Genomic DNA, 15,763 nt, shown 5'->3' on the forward strand with positions numbered 1-15,763 from the left:
AATCACAGCCCCGGGAACCACACTGGGGGTGACGGCCTCCTTGTGAGAATCCAACGACATGCCGTGGATGCGCCTGACCGGGCGCATCCACGGCCCGTAATGCGAAGGAATACACCATGAAAGCTGCACGATTCCACGCCCGTGAGGACCTCCGGATCGAAGACGTTCCGGCGCCGGAGCTGCGCCCCGGAGCGGTGAAGATCGCCGTCGCCTGGTGCGGGATCTGCGGGACTGATCTCCACGAGTTCCTGGAGGGGCCGATCTTTACGCCGCCGCCCGGCCACCCCCACCCGATTTCACACGAGGAAGCACCGGTCACCCTGGGGCATGAATTCTCCGGCACGGTCGAGGAACTGGGGGAGGGAGTGACCGGGCTCGCCGTCGGAGACAGCGTCGTGGTGGAACCCTATATCGTCTGCAACGAATGCGGCCCGTGCCTCAGCGGCCACTACAACCTGTGCACCAAGCTGGGCTTCATCGGCCTGGCCGGCGGCGGCGGGGGCCTGAGCGAGACGGTCGTCGTCGACACCCGGTGGGTCCACCCCGTGGGCGACATCCCGCTGGACGAAGCCGCCCTCATCGAACCCCTCGCGGTGGCCTATCACGCCGTCGGCCGGAGCGACGTCAAGGCCGGGGACGTCGCCGTCGTCGGCGGTGCGGGTCCCATTGGCCTGCTCACCGCGGCGGTCCTTAAGGGCCTGGGAGTCACCACGATCGTCACGGAGCTGTCCGCGGCCCGGAAGGACAAGGCGGTTTCCTCGGGCGTGGCGGACCATGTGCTGGACCCGAGCTCGGATGACGTCAAGGCGCGGGTGCTGGAACTGACCGCCGGTGCGGGGGCGGATGCAGCCTTTGAATGTGCCGGCGTGAATGCCGTGCTGGACACGATGCTCGACGTCGTCAAGCCGGCCGGCGTCGTGGTCAATGTCTCGATCTGGGGACGTCCGGCCACTGTGGACATGCAGAAGGTCGTCCTGAAGGAAATCGACCTGCGCGGCACCATCGCCTACTGCGGTGATCACGCGGCCGCGATCAAGCTCGTCCAGGAGGGAAAGGTCGACCTGAAACCGTTTATCACGGGACGGATCGGCCTGGATGACCTCGTGGACAAGGGCTTCGACACGCTGATCCACCACAACGACACCGCGGTCAAGATCATCGTCCACCCGTAGTGATCCGGGTCTCACCCGGAATAGTTGCAGACGCTCCGCAGTTGCAGCCAGTGAACCCAATCCCTGGTGAAAGGAACTGCGCATGCTGTTTTCCCCGATGACTCTCGGCGAGCTGGAACTGCCCAACCGACTTGTGATGGCGCCGCTGACCCGCGTCCGCTCCGGCAAGGAGGGCATTCCCGGCCCGCTGGTGGTCGAGCACTACCGGCAGCGGGCATCCCTCGGCCTGATCGTCAGTGAGGGCACGTATCCCAGCCCCGCCGGCCGGGGGTTCCCGGGCCAGCCGGGCCTGGTCACCGAGGAACAGCTCAAGGGCTGGGCCGATGTCACCGCTGCCGTGCACGCCGAGGGCGGCCGCATCTTCGCCCAGGTCATGCACGCCGGGCGCGTCACGCACGAAGACACCAACGGTGGCTACCGGGTGGTGGCGCCCAGCGCCATCGCAATCGACGGCGAGACCCGCACCTACGAGGGGAAGAAGCCGTTCCCGGTTCCGCACGCCCTGACCGCCGAGGAACTGCCGGGCATCGTCCAGGAGTTCGTCACGGCGTCCCGCAATGCGATCGGTGCCGGGTTCGACGGCGTCGAGCTGCACTCTGCCAACGGGTACCTGCTGCACGAATTCCTGGCACCGTCCGCCAACCAGCGCGACGACGTCTACGGCGGCTCGCCCGCGAACCGTGCGCGCTTCGTCATTGAAGTGACCCGGGCCGTGGTGGACGCGATCGGCGCCGACCGGGTCGGCATCCGCATCTCGCCCGAGCACAACGTCCAGGGCGCCACCGAACTTGACGCGGCGGATGTCAACGAGACCTACAAGATTCTGGTGGATGCCCTGGCGCCCCTGAAGCTGGCCTACCTGAGCGTGCTGCACAAGGATCCGACCACCAGTGAGCTGGTGCAGGACCTGCGCACCCGGTTCGGCGGAACCTTCCTGCTGAACTCGGGCTTCGGCGTCATCACCACCCGCGAGGAAGCCAGGGCGCTGGTCGCGGACGGCCACGCGGACGCCGTCGTGGTCGGACGCCCGGCAATCGCCAACCCGGACCTGGTCCGCCGCTGGCGTGAAGGACTTCCGGTCAACGAGCCCGACCCGTCCACCTTCTACAGCGACGGCGCCGAGGGCTACACGGACTACCCGGCCTACCAGAACTAGCACCGGCCTACGGCACCCCGGCCGCCGCCGCCGGACATGTCCAGCCTTGGGACACACTTCCCCCTGGACATGTCCCCCCGCCGCCACGAACAGTGGGCAGAATGCCATTCTGCCCACTGTTCGTGCTTAAGGATGGGCATGTCCCGCGGCGACGTTGGTGAATAGTGGACATGTCCGTGGCGACGTTGGTGAATAGTGGACATGTCCCGTGGCGACGTGGGTGAAGAGGGGACATGTCCCGTGGGTACGGTGCTGCCAATGGGCATGTCCCGATATGTCGCCAATCCATTGCCAAGAATTGCGGCCGCAGGGTGACCCGTTCCTGATGTCAGTTCATTTCAAGGGTGCGGAATGTCCCCAAGAGTCATTATTCGCCCGTCGATATCTACACGAATGAAGCCGTCGTCTCGTGAGGGGCCGTCATAGTTCCAACCGAAGATAATCAGTGCCTCAGCAGCCACCAAGAGAAGTCCGTCTCTCGTCTCCTCATCAGGAAATTCGTATGACTCAATTTTCCCGAGGAGTTTGGCGGTGGGGCTAACTCCAAAGCTGTCAAAGCGCCGGAGAATGTACATTTTCCCGCTTTCAGGATCTGTCAGCTGATCGCCGGTGACCTCAAAGGGAATGACCGCCTCGCCGACAGTCAGCTTGAAGGCGCCTCCGGGGCGATTGGCCAGCCCAGCGACCCTTCGCAGCCTGATCGTTCGTTCCGGGTCGCCAACATACCGGATGCCGAGGAGTGGATCCTTGGACTCGAGTTGATAAATACCAAACACTGTTCCGCGTCTCACGGAAAGTTCGCTAGGGGAGTTACACGCCGCCCTGTGATGGGCCAGGACAGGCTGCGGGACCAGCGACCCTTTAGCGCTGCTTGTGCCTGCTGTGGATTGTACTTCCGGGGCGGGAAAATACTCGTAGGCCTCGGCGGCAGCTCCTAATGTGGCCGAGAGGCTACAACGCCCCGATCCGGCCCCAAGAGCACAGTAAAGACCCATGCAACGGCAGTCCTATAGGATTTGATCATGCAACCAGCTTCGTCCGGGAGCCGGCCCGAGGCCCGCCCCGCAGGCCGTCCCGTCAGCCGTCAGGTCCTGGCTGATCACGTTTACGAAGAGCTCCTGGCATCACTCATGGACGGGCGGCTTGAGCCCGGGGCCGCGGTGAGCATCGACGGCACCGCCAGGGAACTCGATGTGTCGCCGACGCCGGTCCGGGAAGCGCTGGCACGGCTGGAGCACACCGGCATGGTGCGGCGAGTGGCACTCAAGGGCTACCGGGTTGCTCCCATGTTCACCAGGGAAGACTTCGCTGAGCTCATGGAGGCACGCCTGGCGATTGAGCCCGTCAATGCTCGCCTCGCCTGCGGCCGGTTGACGCCAGGGCGGCTCGCTGAACTGGGGCAGGCGGTCGCTGACCTCAAAACCGCGCCGCGAGGTCCGTCGTTCGCCGAGTACCGCGACTATCTGGAAGCGGACGAGAGGTTCCACCGGCTGATCGCGGAATTTACCGGCAACCAGTTCATGGTCGCCGCCTACGGGGCACTCGGCGGGCAAGTTCAGCGTTTCCGTCTCTTCGGGGGCGTGGGCATCACCGACGCTGAAAATGCCATTGCCGAGCACCAAACCGTCCTGGACGCTTTCGCGTCCAGTGACCCGGAGAAAGCCGCCCTGGCGATGGCGGATCACGTGCAAAAGGTGCGTGGCCGCGCCATCGCCGACGCCCCGGCCGGCTGATTCCGAGCTGAATCCGGGCTGAAACCGGCCTGATTTACCGTTCGTCTGGCCAACCCATCTCTCTAAGGTGCCTAAGGGGCCTTCCCCTCCTGAAGACTGCCCTATAGGATCTTTGATTGTTGCCTAGAACCCGGATGTGATCTTGACAACACCCCTTGGATAGTAGATCCTATAGGAAACAGGATTCCACAAAGGAGTGAACCCATGGCTTACACAGCCGAAAACTGGCCCATCACCGCGGCCCTGCTGCAGTTCCCGGGAACCGACGCCCAAGGTAACCACGTCAACGACGCCGAGGCCTCCGCCTGGGCCGAAGTCCTCACCGAGGTCAAGGACGCAGGATTCGCCAATGCGGATCTCACCGACAGCTGGGTCCGCCCCGGTGACCTCAGCCCCGCACGCCTTGCCGAATTCAAGCAGACCGCGGACAACGTGGGCATCGGCATCCCCGTCATCTCCGCCATCCGCCGCAGCGTCATCGAGGAAGGCAGCTGGGAAGCGAACCTCGCGTACAGCCACCGCACCATCGATGCCGCCGCCGAGCTCGGCTGCGAGGTGGTCTCCTTCGGGCTGCACCAGGCCATCACCGCGGAGCAGCAGAAGCAGCTCTGGTTCTGGACCGTCGAAGGCTACAAGGACCCGGTCGGGGACAAGGAAACCTGGGACAAGGCCGTGACCCGCCTGCGGGAACTCGGTAAGCACGCGGCCGAGGTCGGCGTCCTGCTCTCGCTCGAAATGTACGAGGACACCTACCTCGGGACCGCGGATTCCTCCGTGCAGCTGGTCCAGGACATCGGACTGGCCAACGTCGGCATCAACCCTGACATCGGCAACCTCATCCGGCTGCACCGCCCGATCGAGGACTGGCGCGAGATGGTCGCCAAGACCCTGCCGTACTCCAACTACTGGCACATGAAGAACTACATCCGCGACGAGGACGTCGCCCGCGACACCTACGTCGCCATGCCGGCCCCGATGGAAAGCGGCCTGATCAACTACCGCGAGGCGTTCAAGGTCGCGCTCTCCGTCGGTTTCCAGGGCATCCTCTGCACCGAGCACTACGGCGGCGACGGACTGTCCGTTACGGCCAGCAACCAGGACTACCTCCGCCGCCAGGTCCTGCCGAAGAGGGACGGCTACACCCTGGGCCAGAGCCAGGTCGCACAAGGCCGGCAGCAGCCGGCAGCCACGTCACTCGCCAGCGCCTGACCCCGCAGGGTGCGGCCGCCAGGCAATTTGGGGGGCGGCCGCACCTCGGGGGGATTCACCTCTCTTACTTCTCCAACACGGATTCAATGAGGAAACCATGACCCAGATCTTCGACAACCCCGCTGACTTTGCGGATGAAGCGTTGGACGGCTTTGTGGCGGCCAACCGCGGGTACGTTGCCCGTGTGGACGGCGGCGTCGTCCGTTCCACCGAGGTCCCGGCCGGGCAGGTCGCCCTCGTCGTCGGCGGCGGCTCCGGCCACTATCCGGCCTTCGCCGGACTCGTGGGCCCCGGACTGGCCGCGGCCTCGGCCTGCGGCAACATGTTCGCGTCCCCCGCCGCCGGCCAGGTCTACCGGGTAGCCAAGGCCGCCAACGCCGGCGGCGGGGTCCTGCTGAGCTACGGCAACTACGCCGGGGACGTCCTGCACTTCGGCCAGGCGCAGCTCCGCCTCAACGCCGAGGGCATCCCGACCCGCACCGTTCTGGTCACGGACGACATCGCCAGCGCGCCGCTGGACCAGATCGGGAAGCGCCGCGGGATCGCCGGGGACCTGACCGTCTTCAAAATCGCCGGAGCCGCCGCCGAAGCCGGACTGGACCTGGACGGCGTCGAACGGCTGGCCATCCGGACGAACTACCGCACCCGCTCGCTCGGCGTCGCGTTCGGCGGCTGCACCCTGCCGGGCGCCGACGCGCCGCTGTTTTCCGTCCCCGCAGGACAGATGTCCCTGGGCCTGGGCATCCACGGCGAACCCGGAATCTCCGAGCACCCGATGCCCACGGCCTCGGAACTCGCCGAGCTGCTCGTCACCAAACTGCTCGCCGACAAGCCCCACGACGCCGGCAGCCGGGTCGTGGCGATCGTCAACGGCCTCGGCACCGTCAAGTATGACGAGCTGTTCCTGCTCTTCGGAAAAATCGAAAAGCTGCTCCTCGCGGCCGGACTCACCGTCGTGGAACCCGAATGCGGCGAGCTCGTCACCAGCCTGGACATGTCCGGACTCTCCCTGACCCTGCTGTGGCTGGACGAGGAACTCGAACAGTACTGGGCGGCCCCGGCCGACACCCCGGCGTTCCGCAAGGGCAACCTCGCACCCCGCGCCGCGCGTCAACTGGCCGCCGCGGACGCGGAAGTGGCGTCCGACGTCGAGCGCCCCACCCCGGCCGCGGCAGAGCTCGGCCGGCAGGCCGTCGCAGTGCTCCGCCAGGTGCGGGACGTCGTCGTCGAACACGAAGAGGAACTGGGCCGTCTGGACGCGATCGCGGGCGACGGCGACCACGGCATCGGGATGCGCCGCGGCGTGGACGCAGCGGTCACCGCTGCTGAGCAGGCGGCCGCGGCCGACGGCGGCGCCTCGCCGGCGAGCGTCCTGACGTCCGCGGGGGAGGCCTGGAGCGAACGCGCCGGCGGTACTTCCGGAGCGCTTTGGGGGTCCGCGGTCATCGCGGCCGGACTGGCCTTGGGCAACCGGGACAGCTACTCCGCCGGGGACGCAGCCGCCACGGTCAGCGCCTTCGTTGACGCCATCACCGAACTCGGCAAAGCCGACGCAGGGGACAAGACCATGGTGGACGCTTTGCTGCCCTTCCGGGACACCTTCCTGCTGGCGCTCGACGGCGGCGCTACCGCCGCTGCCGCGCTCGCCGCCGCTGCCGCCGCCGCCCAGACCGCGGCCGACCGGACCGCGGAGCTCCGGCCCCTGAAGGGACGCGCCCGGCCGCTCGCGGAAAAGAGCCTGGGCCACCCCGATCCGGGAGCGGTGTCATTCGCCCTCATCGCAGCAAGGATTTCCGCACACACCGACAACCGGCTCGGTAACCCCGAACCGGCCAAACAAGGAGCACAGGCATGAGCACAGCAGCAGGCTGGCGCGTGATCGTCGGCAACGACGAAGCCGGCGTCGAATACAAGAACGCACTCAAGGCACTCCTGGAGGCCGACCCCCGCGTCGCCTCCGTGCAGGACATCGGAGTCGGCGCCAACGATTCCACCGCCTACCCCCACATCGCCGTTGACGCCGCACGCAAGGTGGCCGAAGGCGAAGCCGACAGGGCCCTGCTGATCTGCGGCACGGGCCTGGGCGTGGCCATCGCGGCCAACAAGGTCCCCGGCATCCGTGCCGTCACCGCGCACGACAGCTACTCGGTGGAACGGTCCGTGCTCAGTAACAACGCCCAGGTCCTCACCATGGGCCAGCGTGTCATCGGCCTGGAACTCGCCAAAAACCTCGTCACCCAGTGGCTGGGCCACCGCTTCGACGAAACCTCTTCATCCGCCGCCAAGGTGGACGCCATCTGCTCCTATGAGCCCGACTACACGAAGGCAGTCTGATCATGACCGAATCAACCACCACCGCGGCCGCCATTAACGCCGCCCGCAAGATCGCCGTCGTCGGCTCCGGCTACATGGGCGGCGGGATCGCGCAGGTCCTGGCGCTCGGCGGTGCCCGCGTGGCCCTCGCAGACGTGTCCGCCGAAGTGGCGCAGAAGAACTACGAGCGGCTGCTGACCGAATCCGACGAGTTCGTCGCCGCCGGTCTCTTCCCGGAAGGCTCCACCGCCATCCTGAAGGCGAACCTCTGGGCCGCCAAGGACATCGAGGAAGCCGTGGCCGACGCCGACTTCATCGAGGAAGCCGTCCCCGAAGTCATCGCCATCAAGCACCAGACGCTGGCGCGCATCAGCGCCGCCGCCCGCCCGGACGCCATCATCGGGTCCAACACCTCCACCATCTCCATCAGGGAGCTGTCCGAGCCCGTTGCCAACCCGGGCCGGTTCCTGGGCGTGCACTTCTCCAACCCCTCGCCGTTCATCCCCGGCGTGGAAATCATCCCTCACGCCGGCACCTCGGCGGCCACCGTCGGCGCTGTCCGTGACCTCGTCCACGCCGCCGGCAAGCAGACCGCCGTGGTCAAGGACGTCACCGGCTTCGTGCTCAACCGCCTCCAGTACGCCCTGTTCCACGAGGCCGCCCAGCTGGTGGAGCAGGAGATCGCGACGGCGGAGGACATCGACACCCTGGTCCGCACCACCTTCGGCTTCCGGCTGCCGTTCTTCGGACCGTTCGCCATCGCCGACATGGCGGGCCTGGACGTCTACAACTTCTGCTACAAGTCCCTGCAGACGGAATTCCCGGAGCGCTTTGCGACGCCCAAGGTCCTCAGTGACCTCGTCGAAGCCGGCAAGCTGGGCACCAAGACCGGTGCCGGCTTCCTCAACGTCCCCGCCGAGCGCACGCCCGAGCTCATCGCCTACCGGAACAAGGCGTACGTGGCCATGCAGAAGCTCATTGATGAGCTCGGCCCCGCCCCCATCAACTGAGCCCCTCCCTTTGACCCTTTCAGGAGCACTCCCATGAGCACTTTCCCGGCAGAACGCACCGCCATCATCACCGGCGCCGTTTCCGAGCGCGGCATCGGCCGCGCGACCGCCAACTACCTGGCGGCCCAGGGCTGGAATATCGGCATCATCGATCTCGACGACGCCCGGTGCAAGGCCGCGGCCAAGGAACTCGCGGCGGAGCACGGTGTCCAGGCGTTCGGCGCCGGCGCGAACGTCGGCGACGAGGCATCCGTCCGCGCCGCCATCGACGCGATCGAGGCCGAACTGCCGCAGATCGTCGCCCTGGCGAACGTGGCCGGCGTCAGCTCCCCGGTCCCGTACCTGGAACTCGACGCGGCCGAATGGGACCGGGTCCTTGGCATCAACCTCAACGGCGTGCACTACGCCACGCGCCGGGTCGCCGAGTCCATGGTCCAGAACCGGATCGGCCGCATCGTCAACATCTCCTCCGTCTCCGCCCAGCGCGGCGGCGGCACCTTCTCCAAGACGCCGTACTCCGTGGCCAAGGCCGGTGTGATCGGGCTGACCCGCTCCACCGCCCGCGAACTCGGCGAGTACGACATCACGGTCAACGCGATCTCTCCGGGCCCCATCGACACCGACATCATGGGCGGCACCCTCAGCGAGGAACGCAAGGACGAACTCACCAAAGACCTCGTGGTGAACCGGGTGGGCTCCACCCGGGACATCGCGGCCGCCATCGCCTTCCTCATCAGCGAGGACGCCGGCTACATCTCCGGCCAGACGCTGAATGTGGATGGCGGACTCTACATGCACTAGGGAAGAAGCACCGTGGCACAACGCAACAACACCCCCACCTCAGGGTTCGCGTCCTGGAGCAAGGGACGGAAGCTCTACCTCGCCGTCGGAATCCTCGCCTGCCTGGCCGGAATCATGATCATCGCCCTTTCACGCTAGAAGATTTCCGCTCCTGCGCTACCACCTGATTCGCTCACCTGATTTACTCAACGAGGAGTTTTGATGTCCGTAGTAACAACGACCACCAGGGACCTTCTGGAAACGCCGGTACTGAAATCGGCGATCTCCAAGGCGTCCCGCCGGCTTATGCCCATGCTGGTCATCCTCTACGTGGTCGCGTTCCTGGACCGCACCAACGTGGGCTTCGCCGAAGCCGCCCTGGGCGTGGACAAGGGCATCACCGCCGGCGCCTACGCGCTCGGTGCCGGAATCTTCTTCATCGGCTACGCGCTCTTCGAAATCCCCAGCAACCTGCTGCTGACGAAGTACGGTGCCAAGATCTGGCTCGCCCGGATCGCCATCACCTGGGGCATCGTCTCCGCCTGCTTCGCGTTCGTCCAGGGCGAGACCTCGTTCATCATTCTGCGGTTCCTGCTCGGTGTCACCGAGGCCGGCCTGTTCCCGGGCGTCATCATGTTCCTCGCCGCCTGGTTCCCCAACAAGGTCCGCGTCAAAATGTTCGCCATCTTCTACCTGGCGCAGCCCTTCTCGCAGATGATGGGCGCGCCTCTCTCCGGCTGGCTCATCAACATTGGCGACCAGGTGCCCGGCGTCCAGGGCTGGCAGGTCATGTTCTTCGTTGAAGGCATGCTGGCGGTTGTGGCCGGTATCGCTGCGTTCTTCTTCCTCATCAACAGCCCGCAAGATGCCAAGTTCCTCACCAAGGACGAGAAGAAGGCACTCCTCGACGTCATGGCACTGGAGGACAGCGTCAAGGAGGAGACCGGTCCGCGCGGCGTGCTCGCCGCCATGAAGAACGGCAAGGTCTGGTACTTCACGGTCATCTACTTCTGCCTCCAGATCGCCGTCTACGGTGTGACGTTCTACCTGCCGCAGCAGGTGGCCCAGTTGACCGGACAGAAAGTCGGCTTCGCGGTGGGCATGATGGCCGCCATCCCGTGGTTCTTCGGCATCTTCGCCTGCTACTTCATCGGCAAGGCCGCCAACACCGTGATCCGCCGCCGCAACTGGGGCACCGCACTGTTCATCTCCACCGGCCTGTGCATCTTCGGCTCCGCGTGGGCGGGCGCCAACCAGCTGCCGGTGCTGGGCATCATCTTCATTACGCTGGCTGTCTGCAGCTTCCTCTCCATCGGCCCCATCGCCTGGTCCTTCCCGACGGCGTTCCTCACCGGCACGGCCGCGGCGGCGGGCATCGGCCTCATCAACTCGCTGGGTAACCTGGGCGGCTTTGTGGCTCCGATCCTGCGGACCTCGGTTAACCAGATGACCGCCTCGGACACCGGGACCATGGGCGTCTACGCTCTTGGTGTGCTACCGTTCCTGGCCGCGGCCATGATGTTCGCGACCAGGCGGTTCAAGAACAAAGCCGACGAGCTTCTGGAGCAGGAGCCCTCCGTCGAGACCGGCGCACCCGGATCCAAGTAGAAAGCAACACCAATGCAGCAGCACCACCCCGGCCAGACCACCAGCGGCAGCATCCTGGTGGGCGTCAGCACCAAGATGTACCTGGGCTACCAGGACAGTCTGGACTGGCTGGAGCAGCTGCGCCCCGAAGTGGACACCCGTCCGGCCCTCGCGGCCGGGCGGGTTGTCCCGTTCGTGATTCCGTCGTTTCCGGTCCTGCCGGCGGCCGCCGGGCTTCTGCACGGTTCGCCGCTGCTGCTTGGCGCGCAGAACTGCGGCTGGGCGGACGGGCCGTGGACCGGGGAAGTCGCCCCGTCCATGCTTGCCGAGCTCGGCGTCAGCCTCGTTGAAATAGGCCATGCGGAGCGCCGCCGGCACTTCGGCGAAGACGACGCCATGATTGCCCGCAAAGTGAGGGCTGCGGCTGATGCCGGGCTGACGCCGCTGCTCTGTGTGGGAGAGTCCGACGGCGGCAGTGCCGCCAGCGCCGCCGAATTTGTGTACCGCCAGATCCGGTCGGCCGTCGAGGGTGACTGGGCGCTCGCGGCCGGGATCGTCATCGCCTACGAACCCGTCTGGGCCATCGGTGCGGCGGAGCCCGCAGGCGCCGGTTACGTGTCCGACGTCGTCCGGCGGCTCAGGGGCCACCTCGCCGCCTCCGGACTGGAGGGTCTGCCGGTCATCTACGGCGGCTCCGCCAAGCCAGGCCTGCTGCCACGGCTCGACGGCGTCTCCGGCCTCTTCCTAGGCCGGTTCGCGCACAACCCCGCGAACTTCGGCGCCGTGCTGGACGAGGCACTCCTGCTGGATGAAGCACGCCAGGCTGGCTGAAACACGGCACAGTTCCCGCTGGACATGTCCCGCCCCAGCCACGAACAGTGGGCAGAATGCCATTCTGCCCACTTCTCATGCCTAAGACTGAGCATGTCCCGCGGACTCGGGGGCGAAGGATGGGCATGTCCCGCGGCCTTGGCCGTGAAGAATGGGCATGTCCCGTTTAGCTGGAGGCGACGGACCTCTGGCACAGCCCGATGAAACCGCCCAGCTGCTCCAGGCCTTCGGGGTGGGCGGGGAGGTGGTTGGTCAGCTCGGGCGCGCGGACCACGACGGCGCGCCACTGGCCGCGGGACACCGCCACATTGATCCGGTTGCGTGAGAGCAGGAATTCCATGCCGCGCGGAGCTTCGGCCACCGCGGAGCACGCCATGGACACGATCACCACGGCGGCCTCCTGGCCCTGGAACTTGTCCACGGTTCCCACCCGGACGCCGGCCAGGGCCGCCGCATCGAGCGCGTCGCGGATCACGTTGACCTGGGCGTTGTAGGCGGCGACCACCAGGATGTCCGCCACGTCCAGCGGCCGGGTGCCCTGTTCCGAGTGCCAGCTCAGCCCCAGATGGCGCCGCACCTGGCGGACGACCTCGGCGGCTTCCTCGGTCGACGACGTGACGTTGCCGCTGTGGTCCACCATGACGGTTTCGATCCCGGCCGGAACCCCTTCGAGCCGCCGGAGGTCCGCCGCCGGAGCTGAGCGCAACTTCCCCTCATAGGAGAGCTCGGAGACGGCCCGGCACAACTCGGACGTCATCCGCCACGAGTCGGCCAGGAAATAGCCCAGGTCCGGCGGCAGCGTGGCATGACCGGCCGAGACCCAGCCCAGGGCTGACTCGTCCACAGGCTCGGGGTGCGCGCCCTGGCTGACCTGCGGCAACTGTTGGGGATCACCGAGCAGCAGCAGGCGGCTGCTCGCCTGCGCCACGGCGAGGGTGTTGGCCAGCGAGAACTGCCCGGCCTCGTCGATCACCAGCAGATCCAGCGACCCCGCCGGGACGTTGGCTCCCGTCATGGTCCAGGCGGTCCCGCCGATGAGCGCCCCGCCCGGCGAGCCCAGCAGGCGTGCGACGTCCTTCGCCGACCGCTGCTCCCAGGGGAGCGGCTCCGCGTGTTTCACATCCTTGGCCACGCGCCCCGGATCGACGCCGGCCTTGGTCACCGCGGTCTTCAGCAGGTTTTCGACCACGGCATGGGACTGCCCGACGACGCCGACTTTCCACCCCCGGTCCACCAGCCTAGCGATGACGTGCGATCCCACATGGGTCTTGCCGGTTCCGGGCGGCCCCTGGACGGCGATGTAGGAGTGATCCAGGGCCAGCACCGCCGCGGTAATCGCGTCGATGAACCGGTCCGGGCCCTCGCCCGGCACGGGCAGCGCCGCCCCCGAGGCCAGCCGAGGCGGAACCCGGCGGATGAGATCCAGGGCCGGATGGCGCGGAAACACAGGCGGGTGGGACTGCAGTCCCGCAGCGGCGGCGGAGGCCAGGGCCGCCAGGGCATCCTCCAGGCTCTTGGTCTGGATGGGTTGGTCCTCGGTCAGCGCGACCGGGACCTGGAAATACGGTTCGGTGTTCTTGCGGAGCTTGTCCCGGATGACGACGGTGTCCTTGCCGTCCTCGTGGCCCAGTTCCAAAACCTCGGTGCCGAACCACCCGTTGCGTCCGGTTCCGTTGCTCCCGGTGCCCTCCAGCCCGGCCGGCAGCGGCGGCTCATACATGCGGAACCACGTGCTGCCCTCACGGAGGTCCGATCCCGGACTGACCGTGCCAATCAGCTTCACTCTCCGCTCCGGAAGTTTGGCGCCGTCTTTCCACCAGTCCTCCAGCACCTCCGCCTCCTCGACGAGGAAGACGTTGCGGTCCTGCCGGTGATGCGTGTCCGGCCCGTTCTCGCAGCGGTCGAAGTGCGCCCACCAGAAGGCCTTGCGCTCCCGGCGGTGATAGCTGACCGCAGCCGCCAGCATGGAAACCGCCTTTCGGTCGTCCTCGGACAGCCCGACGGCGGCATCCGCCAGCCCGGCCAGCGCCGCTTCCAGCGGGTCCAGGTCAGCTTCACCCGGCGCGACGTCCAGCGCGGCGTCCGCCAGCCCGTGGCCGGCCGTGGAGATGGCGGCGGACCCGGCGCCGTCTCCGGCCGGCTTGATCCCGCGCTCCTGAGCCAGCCCGAGGAGCCAGTTCCGAAGCTCCAGCGTGGAGAGGCAGTCGTATTCGTTGTAGTCGGAGATCCCGGCGAGGATGCCGGCCGCTTCCTCGGCCCGGCCGTCGTCGCGCGCGTGGCAGTAGTGGGCGTAGGCGACCACGGAGGCGCCGGCGTCCTTCACATCCCCGGAACGCAGGTTCGTCCCCATGTACAGCGGCTCGAGTTTCTTGATGCTGTAGGAATTCTCGGAGATCCGGATGCTGTTGCGGACCGTCTGGTAGAGGTCCACCAGGAGCCCCGCACGCAGCCACTCGTCCACGATGTCTTCGCCGGCGACGTGCAGCACGGAGAGCTTCCGGAGCGCCGTCTTCTCGTAAGGGGCGTAGTGGTAGACGTGCATGTCCGGGTGGACCTGCCGGCGTTTCTGCACGTAGTTGAGGAAATCGAGGAAGGCCTGTTTCTCCGCTTCGCGGCTGTGCGCCCAGAACGGCCGGAACACCCCGGGGACGCCGGGACCCGTCGGCGCTTCGATGACGCCGAACAGGTACTCCAGTCCCCAGACCCCGGTGGCGCTCTCCTGCCACAGCGGATCGCCCTCGAAGTCGAAGAAAATGTCGCCCGCGCTGGGCGGGGGCAGTTCGGCAAGCGTGTTTTCCGGAATCACCCCAAAACGGATGGTGTGCTCTTCGCCGTCCTTAACGTACCGGACTTCCCCCTCCGAGGGACCGATGCCGCTCTGCATCCGTGCCTGGTCCTGCAGGCGCAGCAATGCACCGTTCGCCCCGGGAAGCCGGGCTTCCGCCAGCTCCTTGACCGTAAAGATGCTCCGTTCATGGAGTGCCTTGCGTTGCGCCGAGTTCATCCGCGCCACGAGCAGCAGATCGTCGGTGGCCACGACCTGCTCCTGGCAGTAGTCGCAGCGGCCACAGGCGCTGAGCCCGGGCGCGCCCCATTGCACGGTGCCGGGCTGCGCCAGATGCGAGGAGGTCAAGGCCAGGAAGCGGTCCCGCCGCTCGCGGAAGACCGGCAGGATTTCCGACAGTTTGTGGTGGCTGCGGACGTAGTCGAAACCGCCGCCCGGGACCGGGACCGTGGCGCCGAGGACCAGGGTCACAACCGGGGACGGTGGTATCCCGGCCTTGAGCAGCTGATCGCCGTAGGCGGCCAGCTGGAGCAGCGCGGTCACCTTCGCATGGCGGGCCAGTTTGGAGTCGAAGACGGCGTAGCTGCCGTCGGCCTGGCGGACCAGGAAGTCGGAGCGGCCATGGAACTGGCCGTCGAAGAAGGCGGCCTGGAACACGACGTCGGCGCCGGAGCGCAGGGCGTCCAGAGATTCCCGGTGCTTGGCCAGCAGGGTGGCGCGGTCCATAGTCTGTGCCGGCACGACGTCGTACACACCGTGTCCGGAGGCCGGATCCCAGTGTCCGAACTCCTCGACGAAACCCTCGAGGACCCTGAGCTCATGGCGGTCACCCAGCACTGCTGCATGCTTGAGCATCTCATCGGCGTCGAAGGCGGCCTTCGGCGTGCGGCCGAGCTTCTCGTCGAGTCTGCGCAGCAGCTGGTACTCGCAGCTGGCGGCCGTGACGAGGTCGCTCGCGGAGAAGACCAGCTCCTGCGCGGTGCCGGCTACTTCCGGTTCAAGAAGAAACACTGTGCCCCCGATGTTCGTGCGCCGCGGACGTAACGGCTTGCTGCCTACGACCTGCAGTCAGCACAGCCTGTCCGTCTGCTATTCAAGCTATCAAAGCCCTCTGACAATCCATCACGAGCCACGAGCCACGAGCCACGAGCCACGAGCCACGAGCCAGGAACCAGCCACCAGGAACG

The 15,763-nt window shown here is 66.8% G+C and carries 13 protein-coding genes; 11 read left to right on the forward strand and 2 right to left on the reverse strand.

What is annotated here, in order from left to right:
- Positions 1 to 116: 116 nt before the first annotated feature.
- Positions 117 to 1,172: a 2,3-butanediol dehydrogenase gene (locus J2W14_RS14440; protein ID WP_307463730.1), complete on the forward strand. Its 1,056-nt coding sequence runs from the start codon at positions 117 to 119 to the stop codon at positions 1,170 to 1,172.
- A gap of 82 nt (positions 1,173 to 1,254) precedes the next feature.
- Positions 1,255 to 2,328 carry an alkene reductase gene (locus J2W14_RS14445; RefSeq protein ID WP_307463734.1) on the forward strand — a complete coding sequence of 358 codons (1,074 nt, stop codon included), beginning with the start codon at positions 1,255 to 1,257 and terminating at the stop codon, positions 2,326 to 2,328.
- A 338-nt stretch (positions 2,329 to 2,666) separates the two neighbouring features.
- Here J2W14_RS14445 and J2W14_RS14450 read toward each other — a convergent pair whose 3' ends face one another.
- Positions 2,667 to 3,119: a hypothetical protein gene (locus J2W14_RS14450; protein WP_307463736.1), complete on the reverse strand. Its 453-nt coding sequence runs from the start codon at positions 3,117 to 3,119 to the stop codon at positions 2,667 to 2,669.
- Positions 3,120 to 3,350: 231 nt separating this feature from the next.
- Between J2W14_RS14450 and J2W14_RS14455 the strand changes: the two genes are divergently transcribed.
- The 9 genes from J2W14_RS14455 (at position 3,351) to J2W14_RS14495 (ending at position 11,791) form a co-directional block, all read left to right on the forward strand.
- A complete protein-coding gene (locus tag J2W14_RS14455) occupies positions 3,351 to 4,061 on the forward strand; it encodes a GntR family transcriptional regulator (RefSeq protein WP_307463740.1) in 711 nt (236 codons plus the stop codon).
- A 204-nt stretch (positions 4,062 to 4,265) separates the two neighbouring features.
- Positions 4,266 to 5,270 carry a sugar phosphate isomerase/epimerase family protein gene (locus J2W14_RS14460; protein ID WP_307463742.1) on the forward strand — a complete coding sequence of 335 codons (1,005 nt, stop codon included), beginning with the start codon at positions 4,266 to 4,268 and terminating at the stop codon, positions 5,268 to 5,270.
- A gap of 97 nt (positions 5,271 to 5,367) precedes the next feature.
- Positions 5,368 to 7,125: a dihydroxyacetone kinase subunit DhaL gene (gene dhaL / locus J2W14_RS14465; protein WP_307463743.1), complete on the forward strand. Its 1,758-nt coding sequence runs from the start codon at positions 5,368 to 5,370 to the stop codon at positions 7,123 to 7,125.
- The gene (locus J2W14_RS14470) at positions 7,122 to 7,604 is read left to right on the forward strand and encodes a ribose-5-phosphate isomerase (RefSeq protein ID WP_307463745.1); all 483 of its coding nucleotides are present in this window, start codon (positions 7,122 to 7,124) and stop codon (positions 7,602 to 7,604) included. The genes dhaL and J2W14_RS14470 overlap by 4 nt, the downstream gene beginning before the upstream one ends.
- A 2-nt stretch (positions 7,605 to 7,606) precedes the next feature.
- The gene (locus J2W14_RS14475) at positions 7,607 to 8,593 is read left to right on the forward strand and encodes a 3-hydroxyacyl-CoA dehydrogenase family protein (protein ID WP_307463747.1); all 987 of its coding nucleotides are present in this window, start codon (positions 7,607 to 7,609) and stop codon (positions 8,591 to 8,593) included.
- Between the two features lie 33 nt (positions 8,594 to 8,626).
- Positions 8,627 to 9,394: an SDR family NAD(P)-dependent oxidoreductase gene (locus tag J2W14_RS14480; RefSeq protein WP_307463751.1), complete on the forward strand. Its 768-nt coding sequence runs from the start codon at positions 8,627 to 8,629 to the stop codon at positions 9,392 to 9,394.
- A 12-nt stretch (positions 9,395 to 9,406) separates the two neighbouring features.
- Positions 9,407 to 9,532 carry a hypothetical protein gene (locus tag J2W14_RS14485; RefSeq protein WP_307463754.1) on the forward strand — a complete coding sequence of 42 codons (126 nt, stop codon included), beginning with the start codon at positions 9,407 to 9,409 and terminating at the stop codon, positions 9,530 to 9,532.
- A gap of 63 nt (positions 9,533 to 9,595) precedes the next feature.
- On the forward strand, positions 9,596 to 10,981 hold the full coding sequence (locus tag J2W14_RS14490; protein ID WP_307463756.1) for an MFS transporter: 1,386 nt from the start codon (positions 9,596 to 9,598) through the stop codon (positions 10,979 to 10,981).
- 12 nt (positions 10,982 to 10,993) lie between these two features.
- Positions 10,994 to 11,791, forward strand: a complete 798-nt coding sequence (locus J2W14_RS14495) for a triose-phosphate isomerase family protein (RefSeq protein ID WP_307463759.1) — start codon at positions 10,994 to 10,996, stop codon at positions 11,789 to 11,791.
- A gap of 166 nt (positions 11,792 to 11,957) precedes the next feature.
- Here the strand turns inward: J2W14_RS14495 and J2W14_RS14500 are convergent, their stop codons facing one another.
- On the reverse strand, positions 11,958 to 15,587 hold the full coding sequence (locus tag J2W14_RS14500) for a TM0106 family RecB-like putative nuclease (protein ID WP_307463761.1): 3,630 nt from the start codon (positions 15,585 to 15,587) through the stop codon (positions 11,958 to 11,960).
- Between the last annotated feature and the right edge of the window lie 176 nt (positions 15,588 to 15,763).

This window comes from Pseudarthrobacter oxydans, from assembly GCF_030812335.1.
Taxonomy (GTDB): domain Bacteria; phylum Actinomycetota; class Actinomycetes; order Actinomycetales; family Micrococcaceae; genus Arthrobacter; species Arthrobacter oxydans_B.